This window comes from Streptomyces sp. NPDC093261 (assembly GCF_044753645.1).
In the GTDB taxonomy this organism is placed as follows: domain Bacteria; phylum Actinomycetota; class Actinomycetes; order Streptomycetales; family Streptomycetaceae; genus Streptomyces.
Map to the genome: position 1 here is coordinate 258,110 of NZ_JBIVNO010000003.1, position 20,826 is coordinate 278,935.

Below are 20,826 nucleotides of genomic sequence, written 5' to 3' on the forward strand. Positions count from 1 at the left end.
TCCCTCACCCGCCCAGCAGCTCGCACAGCGTGTCCACCTCGTCCTCGGTGAGGTCGGGGTTGTTGCCGAAGTAGAAGCCGTTGCTGTGGACGAGACCGGCCACCGGGCACTCGGCCGTGCCGGGGACGTGACGGCGGTAGAACGGCTGCCGGGTGATGTCACCGGCGATGACCGGACGGATCTCCACTCCGGCCGCCTCGAACTCGGCCCGGTACTTCCCGGCCAGCTCCGGCGACCGGCACACCACCGGCATCGCGAAGTCGGACACGAGATCCATGTGGGACAGGTCGTACGGGTGGACGTCCCCGTTGCCCGCCATGGCCTGCCGGAAGCGCGCGAAGTGGGCCGCGCGGGCGTCCACGATCTCGTCCCAGTAGCGGATCTGCCGGTTGCCGATGAACCCGTTGATCTCGGTGGGCCGGAAGTTCGACGCCAGATCGTGGAAGGTGTACCTGGCGTGGAAGTCGTCGACACCGGCGTCGTCCCGCAGCCTCGCCTGCCGCTCCGGCGGCAGATTGCGGTCCCAGCCGTGCGCCCGGGAGATCACCAGCCGCTCGTGCAGGTCGTCGTCGTCGGTGCAGACCATCCCGCCCTCGACGGTGGACAGATGATGGCCGACGAAGAAGGAGAACGTCGAGGCGAGCGAGAAGTTGCCGAGCAACGTGCCCGCCGTACGCGACCCGAGGGCCTCGCAGTTGTCCTCCAGCAGCAGGACGCCGTGGTCGTCGCACATCACCCGCAGCGCGGGCAGATCGTCGCAGAACCCGAGGACATTGGTCAGGAACAGCGCCCGCAGACCGGCGAGATGCGGCTCCAGGGTGCCCGGCGAGACATTGAGCGTGTCCAGCTCGCAGTCCACCGCCACCGGTTCCAGGCCGAGCTGGATGAGCGGCATGACATTGGTCGGCCAGGTCAGGGCCGAGAAACCGACCCGGTCGCCGGGGCGGAGCCGGCCCTCGTTCAGCAGCGCCTGGATCAACAGGAGGTTGGCCACGCTGCCGTTGGCGACGAATACGGCGTGGTGGCGCCCCTGCCGGGCGGCGAAAGCCTGCTCGAACGCCCGGCACTGCTCGTTCATGCTCAGCACGTCCTCGCGGAGCACGAACTCGGCGAGGGCGCGCCGGGTCTCGGCCTCGCGGTGGAAGGTGGACTTGATCAGCTTGATCACGGTGAGGACCTCTGCGGCGACACGCGGTGGTGCCCTCGCGCCGACGGCGGCGCCGTCCAGGGGCGGAAGGCTCGGAACAGGGTGGGTACGAGCACGAAAAGGGCGTAGGAGACGACCGAGCCGATGACGGGGCCCTCCGCTCCCAGACGCGCCAGGGGGATGGACACGGCGAGGTTCACCACGGCCATCAGGCTGCAGGCGACCGCCTGGAAGCGGAGCCCCGCCTCGTCCGTCGCCCACATGGTGGCCGGGTAGGCGGCCGCCTGCACGAACAGCAGCGCGGCGAACGCGGCCATGAGACCGGTCCCCACCCGGATGCGCTCGTGCATCATCCAGGTGCCCGCGAACGGCCCGAGCACGGTGATCCCGGCGCCCACGACCAGGCTGCCCGCCGCGAAGCAGACGGTGAAGGCGGCCAGTTGCCGCCGGGGGGCGCCCGGCGAGCGTCTGCGGCGGGCGAACAGGGCCCACAGCGGCAGCCCGGCCGCGCCCAGCAGGCTGCTGGCCGGCGCGAAGAACTGGGCACCGGCCGAGTAGCCGGCCACCGCCGCCGCGTCGGCCGTGTGGCTGAGGACGAGCCGGTCGGTGGCGTAGGCGACGGCCGTGGCCGCGGTGATGACGGTCATGGGAAGGGCGAGCCGCGCGATGGGCGCCCGGTCCCGCACCGCCGACGCGCGGACGCTGCCCACGGTCATACCGAGCAGCGGCATGCCGAGGTACCGGCCCGCGAGCACCCCTCCGGCGGCGCTGACCAGGCACTGCGAGAGGAAGGCCGCCGCGACGAACACGCCCGTGGGAGCGCCCAGTCGTGCGGCCGGCAGCACAAGCGCGAGCAGCAGGGCGCTGCCGGCGCCCTGGAGCAGGAACGCGACGTCGTTGCGGTTCACCGCCAGCAGCACGGACCTGCTCAGCCCGAGCGGCATGCTGCAGCCGAACAGCACGGAGGCGATGGCCACCGTGAGGTCCGACCCCGGCTGTGCCCCCTCGCCCAGCAGCGGGTCCCACATCCCGAGCAGGGCCAGCCCCACGCCCAGAACGGCGATGACGGCTCCCGCGCACATCAGATTGCGTGCCGAGGTGAGGACCGCGCCGCGCACCAGCCGCCGTTCGCGCGAGGTGTCGCGGGCCACGGCCTCCGTGATGGCGGCTCCCGCGCCCAGGTCCGTCAGGGGCAGCACGGCGGGCAGGGTGGTGACCAGGGCGAACTGCGCGTAGCCGGGCACCCCGACCGCGCCGACCACGGTGTGGGCGAGGGCCAGGTTGGTCACCGCGGTGACGGGGAGCGTCACGGCTCGCGCGCCGATGGACCGGACGAGGGCACCGGCGAAACGCGGCCTCGGCGCGCCGTCCTCGGGTGCGCGGGCCGCGGGAACCGCCGCGGCCGCGGCCGCGGACCGCCGCCCGGCCCGGCTCAGGTCGCGCGACGGGCGCGGGACTGCCATGCCGCTCCCGCCTAGCGCCCGTGGACGGCCGGCACCTGGGCCGGCGCGGGGATCGTCGCCGCGAGGGACCGCTCGCCGCCCCGCAGGACGTCGAGTTCCGCGTCGGTCATCAGCCGCGCCAGCTCCGGTGCCCGGACCGCGGGCCGCCAGCCGAGGACGCGGGCGGCCTTCGACGCGTCGCCGACGAGGTCGTCGACCTCGGCGGGGCGCAGGTACCGCTCGTCGAAGCGCACATGCTGGCGCCAGTCCAGGCCGACGTGGGCGAAGCAGTACGCGACGAAGTCGCGCACGCTGGAGCTGCTGCCCGTGGCGACGACATAGTCGTCGGGTTCGTCCTGTTGCAGCATCAGCCACATCGCCTCGACGTACTCGGCGGCGTAGCCCCAGTCCCGCCGCGCGTCGAGGTTGCCCAGGTACAGGGTGTCCTGAAGGCCGGCCTTGATGCGGGCCGCGGCGGTGGCGATCTTGCGGGTGACGAACGTGGGTCCCCGGCGCGGCGACTCGTGGTTGAAGAGGATGCCGTTGACCGCGTAGAGGCCGTACGCCTCGCGGTAGTTACGGGTGATCCAGTACGCGTAGACCTTCGCGACCCCGTACGGGGAGCGCGGGTGGAACGGGGTTCCCTCGTGCTGCGGCGGGGGCGACGCGCCGAACATCTCGGAGCTGGACGCCTGGTAGAAGCGGCAGGGCAGGCCGGTGGTGCGGATGGCCTCCAGCAGCCGCGTGGTGCCGAGCGCCGTGGTGTCGCCGGTGAAGAGGGGCTCGTCGAAGGAGACGCGCACATGCGACTGGGCGGCCAGGTGGTACACCTCGTCGGGCTGGACGCGTTCGAGGAGGCCCGCGACCCTGCTGCCGTCCGTCAGATCGCCGTAGTGCAGAAACAGCCGGGCCTTCGGGTCGTGCGGATCCTGATAGAGGTGCTCGATACGGCTGGTGGTGAACGTGGAGGCACGCCGGACGATCCCGTGAACGATGTAACCCTTTTCCAGGAGCAGCTCGGCGAGATAGGAGCCGTCCTGGCCGGTGATTCCGGTGATGAGTGCCTTTCTGGCTGTCACACACACTCCCTGTGGTAAGGCGGGGCGATTCGGCGGCCGACCGTTTTCGTTTCCCTTTTCCGATCGGCTGGTTCGCACCCACGGCCCAGCCTAGGAAATATTTCCGGAATCCCCCACGGTCAGGGCCGCACATCCCTCGTGCGGCCGTATTCACCGGGTTCGAGAGCGTGTCCGTTCACGGCCCTCCGTGGCGGTGCGGCGCACGGGGTCAGGAGGAGACGGGCATCGCCGGGGTCGCGGACCCGGCGGGGACCGCCGGGGGCGCGGGCCGCAGGGATCCGGTGCCGGAGCGGAAGTGCCCGGCGGGGGCCCCGCGGCCTGCCGGGACCGCGGCCAGGGGAACGCCGCCGGCCTCCTCGTCCCCGCGCGGGACGCCGACCAGCGCGTAGGCGCAGGCGAGCACCAGCCACGAGGGCAGACCGATGTACGTCGTCTCGAAGGCGACATTGGTGAACGCGGTGAGCGCGACCCCCACCGTCGCCCCGAACCAGGACGCGGCCGCGGGATGGTGCCGGGCCCGCCACGTCCGGCGCAGGGTCGCGGCGACGAGCAGCACCATGGCGATGCCAGCGGGCCAGCCCAGGTAGTAGACGTATCCGACGAACGAGTTGTGCGGGCCTGCCCTGGGGGCGTTCAGGCGTCTGCCGTGTCCGACCACCTCGATGGGATGTCCGGCCCCCGCGCCCAGCAGCGGATCCTCCCGGACCTCCCGGAAGGCCTCCTGCCACATCTGCAGCCGCAGTTCGACGTTCGCACCCGCCTCGGTGCTCGTGTCATGGGACCGCGACACCCGGGTCACGAGACCGCCGACCACCGGCATATGGGAGACGTCCTGCCCGGAGAGGGTGAACCCGAGCACGCCGAACACCGCCACCGAGGCGATGCCCCACGACAGCACCGGCAGACGGACCGCCCGACGGTGGTACGTCCGCCCGGCCACCGTGGTGGCCGCGATGGCCGCCACCACCGCCAGGAGGGGGCCCCGCTTGCTCGCGATGGCGGTCATCAGGGCCGCCCCGGCCAGCGTCCACAGCAGCAGCCGGCTGTTTCCCCGCAGCCTGAGCTGCGTACCGAACGCGCCGGCGATCGCCAGATAGAGGCCCCAGGCCGCGGCGGGCAGCGGGGCGTCGAGGACTCGCATCAGCAGCACCCCGGCGGCCGGCACGTACAGCACCCACCGCCATCGCACGGCCTCTTCCGCGGGCCGGGCGAGGAACCAGGTCGCGGCGCACCAGCCGAGGACCGGATAAAGGCCCAGGATCACGCCCTTGAGGGCCTCGGGGTACCCCGCGCCCATCCCCCGGTACACCGCCTGGCAGGTCATGACCGCCAGGCCCAGGGCGGCCGCGCGGAACCAGCGCAGCCGTTTCTCCGAGAACACCCTGGGCCCCCAGGTGTGCAGGGTCGAGAGCAGCGCGAAGGCGGCCAGGACGTCCATGGCGTAGAACGGGGGGGCGCCCACCGTCGCGTACATCCTGCCCAGCAGGAAGAGCGGCACGAGACAGGCCGCCCAGAGCAGCCAGCCCGCCCCGCGCAGGCACACGGCCAGCACCAGAGCGGAGACGACGCATACGGCGGCACACACTACGGCGAAGTCTGAATAGATCTGAGGAGCGGAGTTGAAAAAGCTCACAGCCCTCCCTTTCGCCGACTCCGTCGATTCATATCACGTCGTCCCGGAATACCGGATCTGCCGCTCTGTACGGCGGCGCACCTCGGATCCATTGCTGCATACCGTATGAAGAAAGCGCGTCGACGTGTTGCGCTGGACTTCTCCACGAGCCAGGTGCTTCGGTTGATTCCACTACCCTTTCCCCCGAGTTGCGCAAAATCCCGCACCCCATGGCTGGAGACAGGGAATGTTTCCCGTCCGTCCACGTTTTCCGCGGCAATCCGCCGGGCCGACCGTCCTTGTTTTCCGACACAGTCCGCGTCTCGGTGGAATGGGCCGGGCGGCCGAGTTCTTCACACCCGCTCTCTCCAGCCGCTGCCGGGTGCGGGCGGTCATCGAGCTCTCCGCGAGCCGCGCCGGCTCCGACCGGCTGGCGGCCTCCTGGCCCGCCAAGGCCTCGGCCACCGTGGCGGCCCTCGGCAAGGCCGCCCGCATGCTGATCGGGACGGCACCAAGAGCCGTCTACCTGCCGGTCTCCCAGTGGGGCCTGCCCCTGCTGCGCGATGTGCTCCTGGTCCTGCTCGCCAAGTCGGCCGGCTCGACCACGGTCCTGCACCTCCATGGCGCGCAACTGCCCACCCGGCTCGCCGCGAGCCGCGCGCTGCGCGCGTCGCTGGGCGGATGCCACTGGATCGTCCTCAGCGAGGCGGTGGCGGAGCAGTTGCGGGCCGCCGGCTGCCGTACCGCGTCGGTCACCGTGCTGCGCAACCCCGCGCCCCCGCCGGCTCCGCCCGCGCGGGACTTGCGGGATCCGCGGGACTTGCGGGACTTGCGGGACTCGCGGGACTCGCGGGACTCGCGGGACTCGCGGGACTCGCGGGACTCGCGGGATCCAAAAGGCTTTCAGATCACGTGGGAAACAGGGGACTTGCGGGGCAAGCGTGATCCGCGGGACCCACGGGACCGGCGGGACGCACGGGAGTCCACCCCGTCCCGGACGCTGCGCGTCGGCTGGATCGGCACGATGAGCCGGGTCAAGGGGTTCGACCTCGTCTGCGGTGCGGTCGAGGCGCTGAAGCGGCAGGGAGTCGGGGTCGAGTTCCGGGTCGCCGGGATGCGGCACGACGTACCGCTCAGCCGCATGGCGTGCGTCGACGAGGACCTCGGGGTCCTCGACCTCGCCGAGGCCCTGTCGTTCTGGACGACGGTCGACGTGTTCGTCCTGCCGGCACGCTGGGTCGAGGGCCTCCCCTTCGTCCTGCTCGAAGGACTCCAGGCCGGCTGCGCCGTGGCGGCGACCCCGTCGCCGGGCAGTGCCGAGCTGTTCGCCCAGGGCTGTGTGGAGCCGGTCCAGGCGACCGCGGAGTCCGTGGCCGGCTTCCTCAAGGCGTGCGCCGACGACCTCGACGACATCCGGCGGCGCCAGCAGAAGGCGTGGGAGGAGCTGCGGCCGCGGTACGAACCCGACCGTGTCATCGAGGAGTTCGTGCGGTTCTGGCAGAACCTGGGCCTTGTCCCGCATCGTTGACGGAACGGAGAGGCGGCATGCCGACCACCCCGCTGGTGAACGAGAACGCGCCCGCCGGGCCGAGCGGTCCGGGCCGGCCGGTGACGGTGTGCGGGCTGCCCGTCCACCCGCTCACCCTCGAGGAGTCGGTGGCGGCCGCCGAGGCCCTGATCGCGGACGGCGGCCCCCACCAGCATGTCGTGCTGAATGCCGCCAAGATCGTGCAGGCGCACGACGACGCGGAACTCGCGGGCATCATCCGCTCGTGCTCGCTCGTCAACGCCGACGGGCAGTCGGTCGTGTGGGCGGGCCGCCTCCTCGGCAGCCCGCTGCCCGAGCGGGTCGCGGGCATCGACTTCATGCTGGCGATGTGGCGCAGCGCCGCGCGCTGCGGATACCGGGTGTACCTCCTGGGCGCGGAGCCGGAGGTGGTCCGGGAGACCGCCCGTATCGCCGCCCGGCAGGGCGTCGACGTCGTCGGGCACCGGGACGGCTACTGGACCGAGGCCGAGGAGCCCGGGGTGGTGGCGGCCGTCCGGGAGGCTCATCCCGACCTGCTGTTCCTCGCCGTGCCGAGCCCACGCAAGGAGTACTTCCTCGCCCGCCGGCAGCGGGAGCTGGGCTGCGCCCTGGTCGTCGGCGTGGGCGGCTCCTTCGACGTGGTCGCGGGCGTGCGCAGCAGGGCACCGCGCTGGATGCAGCGGACCGGCCTCGAATGGTTCCACCGTCTGGCCCAGGAGCCGCGCCGCATGTTCCTGCGCTACGCGGTGGGCAACACCCGGTTCATCGCCCTCACGGCCGCGCACTGGGCGCGGGGGCGGGGCCGGGGGCGCGCCCGGCGCGGGGCCCCCTGATTCCCCGTCCGAGGGCCCCTTAGGGGCCCCCTTAGGGGATGTCACAGCTCGGCAGCAAAGCCGGCCCCGTTGGCCCGGGCCCCGCATGTCACCCTCCGGGAGCAGGTACGTTCGAAGACGTGGCTGGATTCAGGATCGGACGCGGCCGGGACAACGGCGCTCCTCAAGCGCGACCGCAACAACCCCCGTACGGACAGCAGGCGCCGCAGGGCCCGTCGTACGGCTACCCCGCCGCGCCGCGGCAGCAGTACGGCGGCGCGGGGCCCTACGGGGGTCAGCCGCAGTGGCGCGCGCCGCAGGGCCGGGGCGAGCCGGAGTACTTCGGGGACGCCGGCGGCCAGGGCCACCCCCTGACCCCGGACCCGTACGCGGCCGACAACCCGGGCCACACCCAGGCGTTCTCCGTCGGCGAGGACCCGTACAGCCAGGGCGAGACCTATCGCGCGGGCCAGGCCCCGGCGCCGCCCATCGGCCCGCGACTGCGCTGGAAGGACCTGCTGCGGGGCATCGTCTTCTCGCCGACCCGGACCTTCCTCCAGATGCGGGACTACACGATGTGGGCCCCGGCCCTCATCGTGACCTTCCTCTACGGCCTGCTGGCGGTCTTCGGCTTCGACGGCGCCCGCCAGGACGCGATCAACGCCACGCTGTCGAACGCCATCCCGATCGTCCTGACGACGGCCGTGGCGTTCGTCGTCAGCTCCTTCGTCCTCGGCGTGGTCACCCACACCCTGGCCCGCCAGCTCGGCGGCGACGGTGCCTGGCAGCCCACGGTGGGCCTCTCCATGCTGATCATGTCCATCACGGACGCGCCGCGCCTGGTCGTCGCGATGTTCTTCGGCGGCAACGCGCCCTTCGTGCAGTTCCTGGGCTGGGCCACCTGGGTGGCGGCGGGCGCGCTGCTGACCCTGATGGTCTCCAAGTCCCACGACCTGCCGTGGCCGAAGGCGCTGGGCGCGTCGGCGATCCAGCTGATCGCGATCCTGTCGATCGTGAAGCTCGGCACGTTCTAGCCCCGCGCCCGGCACGGGACGACCCGCCACGCCCGAGCCACGCTCCCCCAGGCCCGCGGAAGGAGGCCCCGTCGCCCACGGACGACGGGGCTTCCTCGCGTTCCGTACCGCCTGTCAACCGAGCGTCTGCGACCGGACACGAGGCGTGCGCATGCCCAGGTGAGGCCCACGACGGTGCGAGAGCCCGACCGGATCACCACGGCACAGGTGGAACATCCCGGGGCCGGAGAGGGACGCTGTTCTCATGCGGTGGCTCATGCGATGGCTCTTCCGCACCTCTGCCGGGTCAGGAACGGTCGATCATGACCGGGTCCGCCTCAGGCTGGGGCAGTGCCTGCCCTTCGCGGTCCTGCTCATCGGGCTGGGCATCGAACTCTCACCGATGCACATCGTGTACACCGGTCCGCTCCTCACCGCGATGCCCGCGGTCGCCGCACTGACCATGGGTCCCGTGGGCACCCTCTCGGCGGCGCTGGGCTCCCTGGCCGTCACCAGCGTGTCCGCCACCCTTCATCGCTCCTGGGGTGAGCAGGTCTACGGCAACCTGGCCGGCCTCATCGTGGTGTCCGTCGCCTGCGTCACGATCAGCAACGTCATGCGGAAGCGACGGCAGTACGAGCTGGACAAGATCCGCCGGGTCTCCGAAGCGGCTCAGGACGTCCTGCTGCGGCCCGTGGGCCCCCGCCTGGGACGGCTCCGCGCCGCCAGCCTCTACCTGGCGGCCGAGTCCGGGGCGCAGATCGGCGGTGACCTGTATGAAGCCCTCCAGACCCCGTACGGGGTCCGGTTGATCGTGGGCGATGTCCGGGGCAAGGGCCTGCCCGCCGTACGTGCGGCCGCGGCTGTGCTGGGCGCGTTCAGGGAAACCGTCCACTACGAGCGCGATCTGGCCGAGGTCGTCCGTCACTGCGCGGCGGCCATGCGGAGGGAACGCGCCGCCGCCGACCACGACGAGGACTACCGGATGGAGTGTTTCGTCTCCGCGCTCGTCGGCCAGGTGACCGACGAGTCCGTGATCGAGCTGGTCAACTGCGGCCATCCGGCTCCGCTGGTGCTGCACAAGGGCAAAGTCCGCGCCCTCAGGCCCAGCGCGGCCATGCCACCCCTCGGCCTGGAGGACCTGACGACCTGCCCTCGGCCCGCCACGGAGAGCTACACCTTCGCGCCGGGTGACCGACTGCTCCTCTACACGGACGGCGTGCTGGAGGCCCGCAACGGCTGCGGCGACTTCTTCCCCCTGCCCGAGGCCATGGAAGGGGTGAACGCGGACACCCCGAAGCAGTTCCTGAAGGAACTCCACCGGCGATTGATCCACCACACCGCCGACTCCCTGATGGACGACGTGGCCATGGTCCTCATCGACCGGCTCCCGGAGGGCGCCGACGAGCGAGGCCCCGCTGCGATCAGAAAACCCCTTCGGACGGCGTGACGGGCTCCCCGGCCTTACGCACCGGCGGCAGGACATCCCCCATCGATGCAGGGGATACAACAGCCCAGCGGCGGCCCGTTTCCTTCAATGACTCAGGATCCGAACCGCCGTCAGGACGCTGATGCCTCCGCTTCACCCAGCCGAGCGCAAGACGCCCGGATTTCGCTCAACGTCCGAGAGGCTTACAGAGCGTCTTTCGAGGGCGTGACCGGCGTGCCTGACTTACGGCATGGAGGCAGGACAGACCACGGGAAGTTGATCCAGTCGTCCGTGCGCTTCCACACGTACTCGCACTTCACGAGCGACTGGGACTTCTCATAGATCACCGCGGAGCGGACCTCGGCGACGGTGTCGAGGCAGAAGTCGTGGACCAGCTTCAGGGTCTTGCCCGTGTCCGCCACGTCGTCGGCGATCAGGACCTTCTTGTCGGTGAAGTCGATCGCGTTGGGGACCGGGGCCAGCATGACCGGCATCTCGAGCGTCGTACCCACACCGGTGTAGAACTCGACGTTCACCAGGTGGATGTTCTTGCAGTCGAGGGCGTAGGCGAGACCACCGGCCACGAACACCCCGCCGCGCGCGATGCTGAGCACGATGTCCGGCTCGTAGCCGTCGTCGGCGATGGTCTGGGCGAGCTCGCGGACGGCACGTCCGAAGTCCTCGTAGGTCAGGTTCTCCCGTACGTTGGTCATGTCCGGCTCACACCTGGGTCCGATGGAAGTTGACGAAGGAGCGGGAGGCCGTGGGCCCGCGCTGGCCCTGGTAGCGCGATCCGTAGCGCTCGCTGCCGTACGGGTACTCGGCCGGCGAGCTGAGCCGGAACATGCACAGCTGCCCGATCTTCATGCCCGGCCACAGCTTGATCGGCAGGGTGGCGAGGTTGGACAGCTCGAGCGTGACATGGCCGGAGAAACCGGGGTCGATGAACCCGGCGGTGGAGTGGGTCACAAGCCCCAGCCGCCCGAGGGAGCTCTTCCCCTCGAGCCTCGACGCAAGATCGTCGGGCAGCGAGATGACCTCGTACGTCGAGGCGAGCACGAACTCCCCAGGGTGCAGGATGAACGGCTCGTCGCCCTCCGGCTCGACGAGCCGGGTCAGGTCGACCTGCTCGATCGAGGGGTCGATATGCGGGTACTTGTGGTTCTCGAACACCCGGAAGTAGCGGTCGAGCCGCACATCGATGCTCGAGGGCTGCACCATGGTCGGATCGAACGGGTCGATCACGACCCGGCCCTTGTCGATCTCGGTCCGGATGTCCTTGTCAGAGAGAAGCACGCCCCGAGAATACGCAAGGCGCGTGGAGTCGCCACAATCGTGATGACTCCACGCGCCCTCAGCGCTTGCCGCTACTGCTTCTCCAAAGCCACCGGCACCGCACTGCGGAGCCGGGCACAGCGTGGACACCGGACGAGCCGGCCGGGCCCAAGGCGCTCGGCCTGCTGCATCGGGAACGAAGCGGTGCTGAACACGTGCCCTTCGGCACATCGGACGACGGTGCGCTCCATCAAGTCCTCTGAGTCCCTTCCCCAAGAGCCTTCGTCGCACGTCTGCGACGGACGACGAAAGCCACATTACGGGATCAAAGGGACGGCTCTCCAGGCGGCACTCCGACCGCACAGGACCCCTCTCCACTACCCCCACCGTACGCCCCAACTCCCGCACTCCACAGCCGCATCCACACCCCGGAACGGCATCGGACCCCACGGCTGCGACACCGGAGGTCCGACATGAGGTAGAGTGAGCGAGCATTCGGACACCGGGCTGAACCGGCGTCTTACGCGGGTGTAGTTTAATGGTAGAACATCAGCTTCCCAAGCTGAGAGCGCGAGTTCGATTCTCGTCACCCGCTCCACGAAGAAACCCCAGGTCAACGGCCTGGGGTTTGTTGTTGTCCAGTCCAATGTGGGGGTGGCGTGACCTCCGCGCGCCCTAGGTTGAGAATGACGAGACGCACTTCATGTGACCTGCGTCACCGAATCGAGCAACGCCTGCGAAATCGCGTACGCAAAAGGGCAGTTGCCGGCCCACGCACCGGCGGCTACTCGACGGCCGCGCCGCGTTCGACGAGGACGACGCCGCGCCAGTGGCCATGTGCAGCCGCCAGAGCCGAGCCGCCTCGGTCCCGCGCCGGTTCAACGAACGACGGACAGCTGCGGCCGGTTGTCCTCGCCGCCGTACCGCCGCCCCTCGCCCTCCTGCGCGGTGACGACCAGCCCGAAGATGAGGTCGTTGCGGTCAGCGGGCCGCAGATGCACCTCGCGGGCCACGTCCGTGAGCCGCGTGGAGCTGGGCGTCGAGGTGGCACTGCCGAACCTTGCGGGACTTCCAGATGAACACCACTCACCCCAGGCGCCAAGTTTTACAAGATGTAGTAGTTTCCGAACGGGTCGGAACCGCCACGAGCGTCGTCCGAAGCCTCACCTTCCCGTATTCCGAGTCGAAGGCCCTCCATGTCCGTCCTGACCTACCCCGAAGCCGTGGGCGTCGGCCTGCTGCAAGGCGTCACCGAGCTGTTTCCCGTCTCCAGCCTCGGGCACAGCATCCTGATACCCGCCCTCCTGGGCGGGCACTGGAAGCACGACCTGGACGTCTCCGCCGACGGATCCCTCTACCTCAACGAGCTGGTCGGCCTCCACCTGGCCACCGCGCTCGCGCTCGTCGTCTACTTCTGGCGCGACTGGGTCCGTGTGATCAAGGGCCTCACGACCTCGATCACCCAGCGCCGCATCCAGACCGTGGACCAGAAACTCGCCTGGCTGATCATCACGGCCTGCATCCCGGTGGGCGTCGCCGGAGTCGCGCTCGACAAGGTCTTCCGCACGACGCTCGGGCGCCCGATCCCCACCGCGATCTTCCTGGCCCTCAACGGCATCGTCCTCTTCGTCACCGAGCAGCTGCGGCGCGGCGGGACCGGCCACAGGCGGGCCGGGGCCACCGTCGCCCCCGGGGAGGAGCATCTGTCAGCGGAGGAGCAGTCCGACCTGCGGATCACCCGGATGACCATCCGCCAGGCCATGACGATCGGCGCGGCCCAGATCCTCGCCCTGCTACCCGGAATCAGCCGCTCCGGCTCCACGATCAGCGCGGGCATCTTCAAGGGACTCAACCACGAGGATTCCGCCCGCTTCGCGTTCCTCCTCGCCACCCCCGTCATCGGCGGCGCCGCGCTGCTCAAGCTCCCGCCCCTGCTGGGCGCCCAGGGCAACGGCCTGCGCGGCCCCCTTCTGGCCGGCAGCGTGGCCGCCTTCATCGCGGCCTACCTCGCCACCCGCTTCCTGGTCCGCTACTTCGAGAACCGCACCCTCATCCCCTTCGCCATCTACTGCACACTGGCCGGGCTGGGCAGCCTGGCCTACTTCACCCTCGGCTGACCAGCCCCCGCGTCCCCATACCCCGGCGGCGACGCACGACAGGAAGGGACCCTGAGTGTCCCACCTGCGCTCCCGCCGCCGGGCCACGGCGTGACCAAGTCGGACCGGAGGCCCGCCGCATGAAGACCGCGTTTCTGATCCCCGACGTCTACGTGACCGAGCAGGCAAAGGGCCGGGGCGTGACGTTGAACGCCTCGGGGCGCGGCCCTCGGGACGCCGTCCGTCTCCAGGAGATGTTCGGTGCTGCCCGGTCGGCGGACTGGGTGGAGTCCCTGGCCGACTGCGGCACGTTCGAGGGGGAGATCGTCAAGGAGATCCGCGTCGCCGAGTTCACGTCGGCCGAGCCGGAGGAAGAGGAGCAGTCGCCGGAGCGGCTGCGGCGCCGGCACCGGGACCTGACGGCACGCGAGGTGTTCGGAACCCCGGAGGCGGCCGAGGCAGGCCGGCGGCTCAAGCAGTGCGTGGCCGCCTGCGAGGACTACGCCGAGCGCGTCTTCGCCACCCCGCACCAGGTCCCGGAGGCGGAGCAGTGAGCACGCGGACGACCGTCAAGGCCGCCCCGGCCCGGCAGATGTGGCCGCTGTACGCTGCGGGGTTCACCACTGCCTTCGGCGCGCACGGCATCGCCGCCAGCCTCGGCGCGCACGCCGAGGGCGCGGTCACTTCGCTGCTGGTGCTGGGCGGTCTGCTCGCCCTGTACGACGGTGCCGAGGTGCTCCTCAAGCCGGTCTTCGGCACCCTCGCCGACCGCGTCGGCGCCCGGCCCGTGCTGCTCGGCGGCCTGGTCGCCTTCGCTGCCGCATCCGCCGTGTACGCCATCGCGGACGGCCCCGGTTGGCTGTGGGCCGCCCGGCTCGGGCAGGGTGCCGCGGCCTCCGCCTTCTCGCCGTCGGCCTCCGCGCTGGTCGCCCGCCTCAACCCGGCGGCCGAGCACGGGCGGGCGTTCGGGAGTTACGGCTTCTACAAGTCGATCGGCTACACCCTCGGTCCACTGCTGGGCGGGGTGGTGGTGTGGGCCGGCGGGCTGCGGCTGCTGTTCGTGGTCCTGGCCGTACTCGGTGCCGCGGTGGCTGCCTGGGCCGCGCTCACCGTCCCGGTCGTACCCCCGCTGCCCAAGGCCCGGCAGACGGTGCTGGATCTGGCCCGGGGGCTCACCGGCCCGGCCTTTCTCGTCCCGACGTCCGCGCTGGCGGCCGCGACCGCCGCCCTGTCCGTCGGGGTGGGGTTCCTGCCGGTCTCGGGCCGGGTGGCCGGACTGGGCACGGTGGCCACAGGAGCGGCCGTGTCACTGCTGGCCGCGTGTGCGGCGGTCGTCCAGCCGCGGGCCGGGCGGGCGCTGGACGACGGACGCCTGACGACCCGTTCCGGTGTCGCGGCCGGGCTGCTGCTTGCCGCCGCCGGGCTGGGCTGCGCGATGCTGCCCGGCCTGACCGGCATCCTCGTCGGCGCCGCCCTGATCGGCGCCGGAACCGGGCTGATCACTCCTCTGGGGTTCGCCGCCCTGGCCGCGAGCACTCCCACGGAACGTCTGGGGCAGACCATGGGCGCCGCGGAGCTCGGACGCGAACTCGGCGACGCGGGCGGTCCGTTGCTGGTTGCCGTGGTCGCCTCCCTCACCACCCTCACCCACGGGTACGCCGTTCTCGCCATCCTCCTCGCCCTCGGGCCGGCCCTCACCGTCGTACGGCGCCGTCCCGCCGAAGGGTGAAACCCGCACAGCGGACGGCGCCGGGCACGACGGTGGGTGTCAGTGGCCGCTGACGGCGAGTTCGTAGTCGCCGATCAGGTCGCCGAGGAGGGTTCCGGCGGTGAGGTCGCTGGTGACGTGGCCGGCCATGTAGAGGCGGGAGTATGGGACTCGCCTTCGTCCACGCCGTCGCCACCGCCCACGGCGGCACCGCCCATGTCGACGACGCGGGTCAGGGAACGTCCGTCACTCTGCGCATGCCGACGGCGCGGGAGTCGGAACCCGCATACCGGGATGCACAAGACCACGTGGCCGCGCCGGCCCCGGACTGACCGCGGACTGACGGCCAGGCACGACCCTGGCGATCCGGCCTGCTGGACGACAGGCAGAGTTTCTACAACACGTAGTAGATTGGTTGGACGGCCACCACTCGTTCACCGCGACGTCACCAGCCTGCCATCGCGAGCGTGGGGATCACCGGCGACGCCCGGCCGTTCCGCGTCGCCTCGTGCTGACATGGAAGGACGTGCCCATGACCGCGGCCGCCACCGCGCAACTGGCCTTCGACGGCTCCGGCATCGACGGTTCGCTGTTCACCACCGTCACCGACTTCGCCCGCGACACCAAGTGGCTGAACACCCCCATGGAGCTGTGGACCAACCTCGGCCTGGGCGTCTTCGCGCTACTCATGGTGATGGGCTGGTGGAACGCACGCCGCCGCGGCACGCAGGCCATGACCGTCGCGCTGGCCGCACCGGCCGCCGTCGTGGTCGCCTTCGCCGCCGCCGAAGTGGTCAAGAAGATCGTCGGCGAGGTACGTCCCTGCCGGTCGATGCCCCATGCCTACATCGTCGACGCCTGTCCCGCGCCCTCCGACTACGCGTTCCCCAGCGGCCACTCCACCGTCGCCGCCGCGACCGTGGCCGCGCTCTTCCTGCTGGACCGCCGCCTGAGCGCCATCGCCGCCGTGTTCGCGGTGGTGGAGGGCTTCACCCGCGTCTACGTCGGCGCCCACTACCCCCACGACGTCCTCGGCTCCGCCCTCCTGGCCCTGCCCGTCGCCTACCTCACCAGCCTGGCGCTGCGCCGCTGGGCCACCCCGCTGGTCGCGTCCCTGAGCGGCGGCGCACTGCGCCCGCTGCTGACCGCCGAACCCGTGGTGGCCGCTCCGCAGCACGCCCGGTAGAACTCTGTCTCAGGGCGCCACCAGACCACCGGCCTCAGTCGTCCACAGCCAGGTCCCGAGCAAGGGATGAACTACCGGCCGGCGCCCCTCCACCACGGCCCTGCCGGCCCTACCGGCGGGGCCGTGCACCAGCGCCGACAGCCGCAGGCCACCAGGCACGACGGCGAACACCGCGAACACCGCGAACGCGGCGAACGCGGCGAACGCGGCGACCCTAGGACCGTGCTGGAACGGCACGCCCGGCCACGGAAGACAGCTCCCGCTCACACCCATCACGATCCCCGACGTCACGGCACCCGTGCCGGCTCGGCTCCTCGGCTGCCGCGGCGGATACATCGGAGCCAGCACCCCCAGGACCGAGACGGATGCCACTCCGCACCGAACCGATCACCGCGCGGGCAGGTGCGCTCCGGCGGCATGGGCATGCATCGCGGCCTCGAACAGCCGCTCCGTGTCATGCGCGGTCAGAGCCAGGCTCGCGCAGCACGCCGCCATCAGCACCGCGAACGCAGCCGTCGCGCCGGTGTGACGCGAAACCGGCGGAGCCATCAGCGCCTGGACACGCTGCGGCACCGGCCCGCCGGTGGCGGCCAGAGCCGCCTGCCGGGCCCGGCTCGCCGCCAGCGCCGCCCGCGCGATGGCCCGCGCCACCAGGCGTCGGTCCGCCACCTCGGCTCCCGCCACCTCGTCCGCCCACCGCTCCACCGCGAACGCCCCGGCTCGCTCCAGCGGCCGCAGCAACGGATCGATCGTGGCCGCCAGATGGAGTACCAGCGAGAAGACATGGTGCCGATGGCGCAGGTGCGCGCGCTCATGGGCGAGCAGGGCCCGCCGTTCCGGCGCGTCCAGCAGCCGCAACATCCCGGAGGAGACCACCACACGCCCCGGCACGCCGAGCACGGCGAAGGCCACCGGAACGGGATCGTCGACCACGGCAAGCTCCCCGCCCCCCGCGATGTGCCGGCACTCCCGCCAGGCATCGACCAGCGCCCGCCCCCGGCGCCAGGACGCCACCGTCACACTGACCACCACGACCAGCACCACCCCGGCGCACACCGCGGCCACCTCCCGGTTCACCGGGTCCTCCGCCGCGAGCACGCTCACCGACCACGGCCCCTGCGCCGCCACCACCGGCACCTGCCCTATCGCGGTGAACGCCAGGATCGCCAGCTCAGTCGCCCATGTACCGGCCGCCACGACGGCCGCGCACGCCATCGCCCACGTCCCTGCCCGGGGAGGCATCCGGCGCCCCGCCCATGGCGCCACCAGCGCCAGCGCCGCGCTCACCAGCAGCGGCAGATACATCGGTATGGGCCAGAACACGCCTCACCCCCGCAGGTGGCCGTCACCGTGCAGCAGCTGCTCCAGCAGCCGCTCGTCCTCCGCCGACAGATCCGACACGAACCGGGCCAGCACCTCCGCGCGGTCCCCGCCCTCGTCCAGCAGCGAGTGCATCCCGGCCGCGGCCATCCCCGACCGGTCGTCCACGGGCGTGTACACGTAACTACGCCCCTCACGCCGCCGGGTCACCAGACCCTTGTCGCACAGCCGCGTCAGGATGGTCAGCACGGTGGTGTGGGCCGTGTCGTCGTCCCCCAGGTTCCCGTGCACCGCCACAGCCGTCGCCGGACCGCCGGCCGCCCACAGGGCCGCCAGCACCTGCCCCTCCAGCTCTCCCCGCGCACGGCGCCGGGACTCCTTCCGGCCGTCAGTACCGCCGGCCATCCGGCACCTCCCTCTGCCTGCCCCAGCAAACCCTGTCTTCGCCCCGTTCAAGCTACTACGAGATGTAGAGAAACAGCCAAGGTGTGTACCCGGGTCGACTTCGGTCAGGGTTTGTCCACACCGCCGGGCTGCCGCCCGCGGGCTGACAAGAGCCCTCAACCGGCACAGGCACGAGTAGTTGCGCCGCTGAGCGCTCCGCCGGCCGTTCCAGGCCCGCACTGCCCTGATGTCGATCGGACCGGGGCTGCGGCATGCCGCTGAATCCGGCGACGATCGGGAACCCGATGGCGATCGCCGTCCACACCTCTCGGCGGCTGTGCGGAGTCATCGGTGCTCACGAAGCACCGCCAGCCGACGTTTGTACTCGTCCTCGTCGATCTCCCCGCGTGCGAACCGCTCGGCGAGCAGGTTCTCGGCTCCCCGGTCCTGCCACCCGCCCTCCCCAGGCGGTGGAGGCGAGCCTGGCTGCTGATGATGACGGGCACCGGCGAGGTAGCGCACGAGTGCGATGAGCCCGACGATCAGGACGGCCCAGAACAGGACCATGAACACGATCATGACGATCCAGCCGCCCCAGCCCCATCCGCCGTCGTACCACATCATGCCGATCACTTCCCTCGGCTGACCGCCCCAGCGCTACCAGGATGGAGCAGCGAGACCTCAACCGGTCCGGGCCAGAGTTCCCAGGCACAGGGCCGAAGGACCCAATGCCCCGTACGGACCACACTGTCACTGACGTGTGCTTCTGCAAGCCGACATGTCAACGGCACACCGCAACCGGAGATGCGGCATCGCTGCAGATCATTTGCGTATCCGCGGAGAAACCCCTCGCAGACTCGTGCCCCAAGCGTGCCCATAAGACCGGACAACCACGGTGAACAACGGTGCGGCAGTGAGCCGGGGCTCCCTTCGCCCCGGCTTCCGGCCCGTCGGCGGAGTCCAAGGAGATCCGCAAGCGGGCGGACTCGTCACCGGTACGCCGCCCTGCGGGCGCGGCCGGTGCAGTGCGCCCGCTCGCCCGGCAGTGCACCGCGGACAGCAATGTCTCCCCAGCGGGCCGAAGGCACCGAGGCGAACCATGAGCTGCGGCGAGTCGTGCCGGAACCTGCTGCGGCGCTCGTGTACAGGCGGCACCTCCCGCATGGGAGGTGGTACCCGCACGTTCAGCGGGACAACCAGGTCAGCACCGCTGTCATCAGGAACACGACGACCGCCGCAAGCCAGACCATCAGGCGCGTCGGCGCCGAAGACCTGACCGACGCCGACTCCTCTCCCTGCCGTGACAGCAGCGCGTCCGCGAACGCCTGCGCGGTCTGCGGTCGTTCGTCAGGTTCAACGGACAGCGCAGCGCGAAGCAGTGTTTCGATGCCGTCCGGAACCCCCAGCTCCCTGGGGAGGGACGGCAACGACGTCGTCGACGCCTGCTGCGTCACAAGGACTGTGCGACCGCCCGACCCGAACGGCTTGCGTCCGGTCAACAACTCGAACGCGACGACACCGAGGGCGTACACATCGGCTCGGCCGTCGAACCCGCCCGTCTGGAAGGCCTGTTCGGGCGCCATGTACGCGGGAGTGCCGGTGGTGACTGTCAGCCCCGACGCGTCGGCCAGTTGCTTCGCGCTGCCGAGGTCCGCGACGAGTACGGCGGGGGGCGTGCGGCCGGCGTCGAGCAGGAGGTTCGACGGCTTGATGTCGCGGTGGATGACGCCCGCGTCATGGAGCACCTGAACTGCGTATCCGGCCTCGGCCGCGAGCCGGAGCGCCTCCGCAGGCCGGCAGTGCCCTGTCTTCTCGGCCAGCGTGCCGCCTCGGACGTAGTCCATGACGAAGTACGGCCTGTCGTCCTGGACGCCGACGTCGTGAACGCGCACGACACGTGGGCTGGAAATCCTTCGGAGCAGCCTCGCCTCCGCCAGGAAGCGCTGGCGTACATCGGCGTTCGACGCCCAGTTGTCGGCCAGCACCTTGACCGCGACATCGGTGTCGAGCTCGGGGTCGTACGCCTTCCAGACGGTGGCGAACGAACCGGCTCCCAGCCTGTCCTCAAGGAGATAACGACCTAGCTTCTGCATGTGGCAACATTTTTCCCGGGGCGATGTGGCGGATGTTGCCGGCTGTAGTCGGGAACGTCCGTGCGACCCAGTGGGGTCCAGGTCGGACGATAGCGGGGGGACAGCAGGGTGCTCGAGGAGGATGAACTGACGCACCTCGTGGCGTCTGCCCAGGCAGGTGACGGGGCGTCCCTGGACCGCCTCCTCGTCAGGCTTCGGCCCACCGTGATGCGCCGCTGCTCCCGGTTTCTTCCGCACCACGCCGACGCCGAAGAGGCCGCACAGGACGCCCTGTTGTCCATCAGCACACATCTGCACGAGTACACCGGGCGAGGGTCGTTCCTCGGCTGGGTGACAGTGATCGCCTCGAACGCCGCCAGGTCCACGTATCGCTCGATGCGCCGACGCGCGGAGGACAGTCATGCCATCGTTCCCGACGGTGTCGATCCACGGACGACGAGTGTCATCGCGGGAACCCGCCTGGACCTGATGGAGTCGCTGGCCGCGCTGGAGGAGCGGCACCCGGCCCTGGTGGAGTCCTTCGTGCTCCGCGATCTCGGAGACCTGACCTATCTTCAGGTCGCCGAGATCACCGACGCTCCTTTGGGCACGGTCAAGGACCGCATCCATCAGGCCCGCCGCTTCATGCGGGACCGCCTCGGCGGTGGCCTCTGAGACGCCCCGGCTTCCCGCTCTCACCTGGCATCAGCTCGACCGCGGGCC

Annotated in this window: 22 protein-coding genes and 1 tRNA gene; 11 read left to right on the forward strand and 12 right to left on the reverse strand. The window is 70.9% G+C overall.

The features are described 5' to 3' along the window. Nucleotides 1-4 precede the first annotated feature (4 nt). From ACIP94_RS10245 to ACIP94_RS10260, 4 genes are all read right to left on the reverse strand, one after another. Nucleotides 5-1,168: a DegT/DnrJ/EryC1/StrS family aminotransferase gene (locus ACIP94_RS10245; protein ID WP_402422306.1), complete on the reverse strand. Its 1,164-nt coding sequence runs from the start codon at nucleotides 1,166-1,168 to the stop codon at nucleotides 5-7. Further along, nucleotides 1,165-2,610, reverse strand: a complete 1,446-nt coding sequence (locus ACIP94_RS10250) for a lipopolysaccharide biosynthesis protein (RefSeq protein ID WP_402422308.1) — start codon at nucleotides 2,608-2,610, stop codon at nucleotides 1,165-1,167. Before ACIP94_RS10250 ends, ACIP94_RS10245 begins: the two co-directional genes overlap by 4 nt. 11 nt (nucleotides 2,611-2,621) lie before the next feature. Then, the gene (gmd, locus tag ACIP94_RS10255) at nucleotides 2,622-3,668 is read right to left on the reverse strand and encodes a GDP-mannose 4,6-dehydratase (protein WP_402422311.1); all 1,047 of its coding nucleotides are present in this window, start codon (nucleotides 3,666-3,668) and stop codon (nucleotides 2,622-2,624) included. 208 nt (nucleotides 3,669-3,876) lie between these two features. Next, nucleotides 3,877-5,301: an O-antigen ligase family protein gene (locus ACIP94_RS10260; RefSeq protein ID WP_402422314.1), complete on the reverse strand. Its 1,425-nt coding sequence runs from the start codon at nucleotides 5,299-5,301 to the stop codon at nucleotides 3,877-3,879. A gap of 310 nt (nucleotides 5,302-5,611) precedes the next feature. Between ACIP94_RS10260 and ACIP94_RS10265 the strand changes: the two genes are divergently transcribed. The 4 genes from ACIP94_RS10265 to ACIP94_RS10280 all read left to right on the forward strand — a co-directional run bounded on the left by ACIP94_RS10265 (nucleotide 5,612) and on the right by ACIP94_RS10280 (nucleotide 10,083). After that, nucleotides 5,612-6,808, forward strand: coding sequence for a glycosyltransferase family 4 protein (locus ACIP94_RS10265; protein ID WP_402422317.1), 1,197 nt, complete (start codon nucleotides 5,612-5,614; stop codon nucleotides 6,806-6,808). 17 nt (nucleotides 6,809-6,825) lie between these two features. Then, a complete protein-coding gene (locus ACIP94_RS10270; RefSeq protein ID WP_402422319.1) occupies nucleotides 6,826-7,641 on the forward strand; it encodes a WecB/TagA/CpsF family glycosyltransferase in 816 nt (271 codons plus the stop codon). A 38-nt stretch (nucleotides 7,642-7,679) separates the two neighbouring features. Beyond that, complete coding sequence (locus tag ACIP94_RS10275) at nucleotides 7,680-8,654, forward strand: YIP1 family protein (RefSeq protein ID WP_402422321.1); 975 nt, start codon at nucleotides 7,680-7,682, stop codon at nucleotides 8,652-8,654. Nucleotides 8,655-8,898: 244 nt separating this feature from the next. Continuing rightward, nucleotides 8,899-10,083, forward strand: a complete 1,185-nt coding sequence (locus tag ACIP94_RS10280) for a PP2C family protein-serine/threonine phosphatase (RefSeq protein WP_402422324.1) — start codon at nucleotides 8,899-8,901, stop codon at nucleotides 10,081-10,083. A 182-nt stretch (nucleotides 10,084-10,265) separates the two neighbouring features. Here ACIP94_RS10280 and ACIP94_RS10285 read toward each other — a convergent pair whose 3' ends face one another. Both ACIP94_RS10285 and dcd read right to left on the reverse strand, forming a co-directional pair. Continuing rightward, nucleotides 10,266-10,775 (reverse strand): phosphoribosyltransferase, encoded by a 510-nt coding sequence (locus tag ACIP94_RS10285; protein WP_402422327.1) that lies wholly within the window; start codon nucleotides 10,773-10,775, stop codon nucleotides 10,266-10,268. A 7-nt stretch (nucleotides 10,776-10,782) separates the two neighbouring features. After that, the gene (gene dcd / locus ACIP94_RS10290; RefSeq protein WP_402422330.1) at nucleotides 10,783-11,358 is read right to left on the reverse strand and encodes a dCTP deaminase; all 576 of its coding nucleotides are present in this window, start codon (nucleotides 11,356-11,358) and stop codon (nucleotides 10,783-10,785) included. A gap of 503 nt (nucleotides 11,359-11,861) precedes the next feature. On the opposite strand from dcd, the gene ACIP94_RS10295 reads away from it, so the two are divergent. Continuing rightward, nucleotides 11,862-11,935, forward strand: a tRNA-Gly gene (locus ACIP94_RS10295). A gap of 280 nt (nucleotides 11,936-12,215) precedes the next feature. On the opposite strand, the gene ACIP94_RS10300 is transcribed toward ACIP94_RS10295, so the two are convergent. Further along, the gene (locus ACIP94_RS10300) at nucleotides 12,216-12,350 is read right to left on the reverse strand and encodes a hypothetical protein (protein ID WP_402422333.1); all 135 of its coding nucleotides are present in this window, start codon (nucleotides 12,348-12,350) and stop codon (nucleotides 12,216-12,218) included. A gap of 183 nt (nucleotides 12,351-12,533) precedes the next feature. On the opposite strand from ACIP94_RS10300, the gene ACIP94_RS10305 reads away from it, so the two are divergent. The 5 genes from ACIP94_RS10305 (at nucleotide 12,534) to ACIP94_RS10325 (ending at nucleotide 16,327) form a co-directional block, all read left to right on the forward strand. Continuing rightward, nucleotides 12,534-13,454 carry an undecaprenyl-diphosphate phosphatase gene (locus ACIP94_RS10305; protein WP_402422336.1) on the forward strand — a complete coding sequence of 307 codons (921 nt, stop codon included), beginning with the start codon at nucleotides 12,534-12,536 and terminating at the stop codon, nucleotides 13,452-13,454. 119 nt (nucleotides 13,455-13,573) lie between these two features. Next, nucleotides 13,574-13,987, forward strand: coding sequence for a Chromate resistance protein ChrB (locus ACIP94_RS10310; protein ID WP_402422339.1), 414 nt, complete (start codon nucleotides 13,574-13,576; stop codon nucleotides 13,985-13,987). 38 nt (nucleotides 13,988-14,025) lie between these two features. Next, nucleotides 14,026-15,162 (forward strand): MFS transporter, encoded by a 1,137-nt coding sequence (locus ACIP94_RS10315; RefSeq protein ID WP_402423046.1) that lies wholly within the window; start codon nucleotides 14,026-14,028, stop codon nucleotides 15,160-15,162. 143 nt (nucleotides 15,163-15,305) lie between these two features. After that, the gene (locus tag ACIP94_RS10320) at nucleotides 15,306-15,473 is read left to right on the forward strand and encodes a hypothetical protein (RefSeq protein WP_402422342.1); all 168 of its coding nucleotides are present in this window, start codon (nucleotides 15,306-15,308) and stop codon (nucleotides 15,471-15,473) included. A gap of 200 nt (nucleotides 15,474-15,673) precedes the next feature. Then, nucleotides 15,674-16,327: a phosphatase PAP2 family protein gene (locus ACIP94_RS10325; RefSeq protein ID WP_402422345.1), complete on the forward strand. Its 654-nt coding sequence runs from the start codon at nucleotides 15,674-15,676 to the stop codon at nucleotides 16,325-16,327. A gap of 9 nt (nucleotides 16,328-16,336) precedes the next feature. Here ACIP94_RS10325 and ACIP94_RS10330 read toward each other — a convergent pair whose 3' ends face one another. The 5 genes from ACIP94_RS10330 to ACIP94_RS10350 all read right to left on the reverse strand — a co-directional run bounded on the left by ACIP94_RS10330 (nucleotide 16,337) and on the right by ACIP94_RS10350 (nucleotide 20,124). Then, the gene (locus ACIP94_RS10330) at nucleotides 16,337-16,564 is read right to left on the reverse strand and encodes a hypothetical protein (RefSeq protein ID WP_402422348.1); all 228 of its coding nucleotides are present in this window, start codon (nucleotides 16,562-16,564) and stop codon (nucleotides 16,337-16,339) included. 150 nt (nucleotides 16,565-16,714) lie between these two features. After that, nucleotides 16,715-17,650, reverse strand: a complete 936-nt coding sequence (locus ACIP94_RS10335) for a M56 family metallopeptidase (RefSeq protein ID WP_402422351.1) — start codon at nucleotides 17,648-17,650, stop codon at nucleotides 16,715-16,717. A gap of 3 nt (nucleotides 17,651-17,653) precedes the next feature. Continuing rightward, a complete protein-coding gene (locus tag ACIP94_RS10340) occupies nucleotides 17,654-18,052 on the reverse strand; it encodes a BlaI/MecI/CopY family transcriptional regulator (RefSeq protein WP_402422354.1) in 399 nt (132 codons plus the stop codon). A 324-nt stretch (nucleotides 18,053-18,376) separates the two neighbouring features. After that, entirely contained in the window at nucleotides 18,377-18,655 is a 279-nt protein-coding gene (locus tag ACIP94_RS10345; RefSeq protein ID WP_402422357.1) for an SHOCT domain-containing protein, read from the reverse strand. Between the two features lie 560 nt (nucleotides 18,656-19,215). Further along, nucleotides 19,216-20,124: a serine/threonine-protein kinase gene (locus ACIP94_RS10350; protein ID WP_402422360.1), complete on the reverse strand. Its 909-nt coding sequence runs from the start codon at nucleotides 20,122-20,124 to the stop codon at nucleotides 19,216-19,218. Between the two features lie 108 nt (nucleotides 20,125-20,232). Between ACIP94_RS10350 and ACIP94_RS10355 the strand changes: the two genes are divergently transcribed. Continuing rightward, on the forward strand, nucleotides 20,233-20,778 hold the full coding sequence (locus ACIP94_RS10355) for an RNA polymerase sigma factor (RefSeq protein ID WP_402422363.1): 546 nt from the start codon (nucleotides 20,233-20,235) through the stop codon (nucleotides 20,776-20,778). Nucleotides 20,779-20,826 lie beyond the last annotated feature (48 nt).

Excerpts from the sequence above, each read along its gene's own strand:
- ACIP94_RS10250 (WP_402422308.1), bottom strand. The coding sequence starts at position 2,610 with ATGGCAGTCCCGCGCCCGTCGCGCGACCTGAGCCGGGCCGGGCGGCGG.
- ACIP94_RS10265 (WP_402422317.1), top strand. The coding sequence starts at position 5,612 with ATGGGCCGGGCGGCCGAGTTCTTCACACCCGCTCTCTCCAGCCGCTGC.
- ACIP94_RS10270 (WP_402422319.1), top strand. The coding sequence starts at position 6,826 with ATGCCGACCACCCCGCTGGTGAACGAGAACGCGCCCGCCGGGCCGAGC.
- ACIP94_RS10275 (WP_402422321.1), top strand. The coding sequence starts at position 7,680 with ATGTCACAGCTCGGCAGCAAAGCCGGCCCCGTTGGCCCGGGCCCCGCA.
- ACIP94_RS10280 (WP_402422324.1), top strand. The coding sequence starts at position 8,899 with ATGCGGTGGCTCATGCGATGGCTCTTCCGCACCTCTGCCGGGTCAGGA.
- ACIP94_RS10285 (WP_402422327.1), bottom strand. The coding sequence starts at position 10,775 with ATGACCAACGTACGGGAGAACCTGACCTACGAGGACTTCGGACGTGCC.
- ACIP94_RS10305 (WP_402422336.1), top strand. The coding sequence starts at position 12,534 with ATGTCCGTCCTGACCTACCCCGAAGCCGTGGGCGTCGGCCTGCTGCAA.
- ACIP94_RS10310 (WP_402422339.1), top strand. The coding sequence starts at position 13,574 with ATGAAGACCGCGTTTCTGATCCCCGACGTCTACGTGACCGAGCAGGCA.
- ACIP94_RS10315 (WP_402423046.1), top strand. The coding sequence starts at position 14,026 with ATGTGGCCGCTGTACGCTGCGGGGTTCACCACTGCCTTCGGCGCGCAC.
- ACIP94_RS10320 (WP_402422342.1), top strand. The coding sequence starts at position 15,306 with ATGGGACTCGCCTTCGTCCACGCCGTCGCCACCGCCCACGGCGGCACC.
- ACIP94_RS10325 (WP_402422345.1), top strand. The coding sequence starts at position 15,674 with ATGACCGCGGCCGCCACCGCGCAACTGGCCTTCGACGGCTCCGGCATC.
- ACIP94_RS10340 (WP_402422354.1), bottom strand. The coding sequence starts at position 18,052 with ATGGCCGGCGGTACTGACGGCCGGAAGGAGTCCCGGCGCCGTGCGCGG.
- ACIP94_RS10345 (WP_402422357.1), bottom strand. The coding sequence starts at position 18,655 with ATGATGTGGTACGACGGCGGATGGGGCTGGGGCGGCTGGATCGTCATG.
- ACIP94_RS10350 (WP_402422360.1), bottom strand. The coding sequence starts at position 20,124 with ATGCAGAAGCTAGGTCGTTATCTCCTTGAGGACAGGCTGGGAGCCGGT.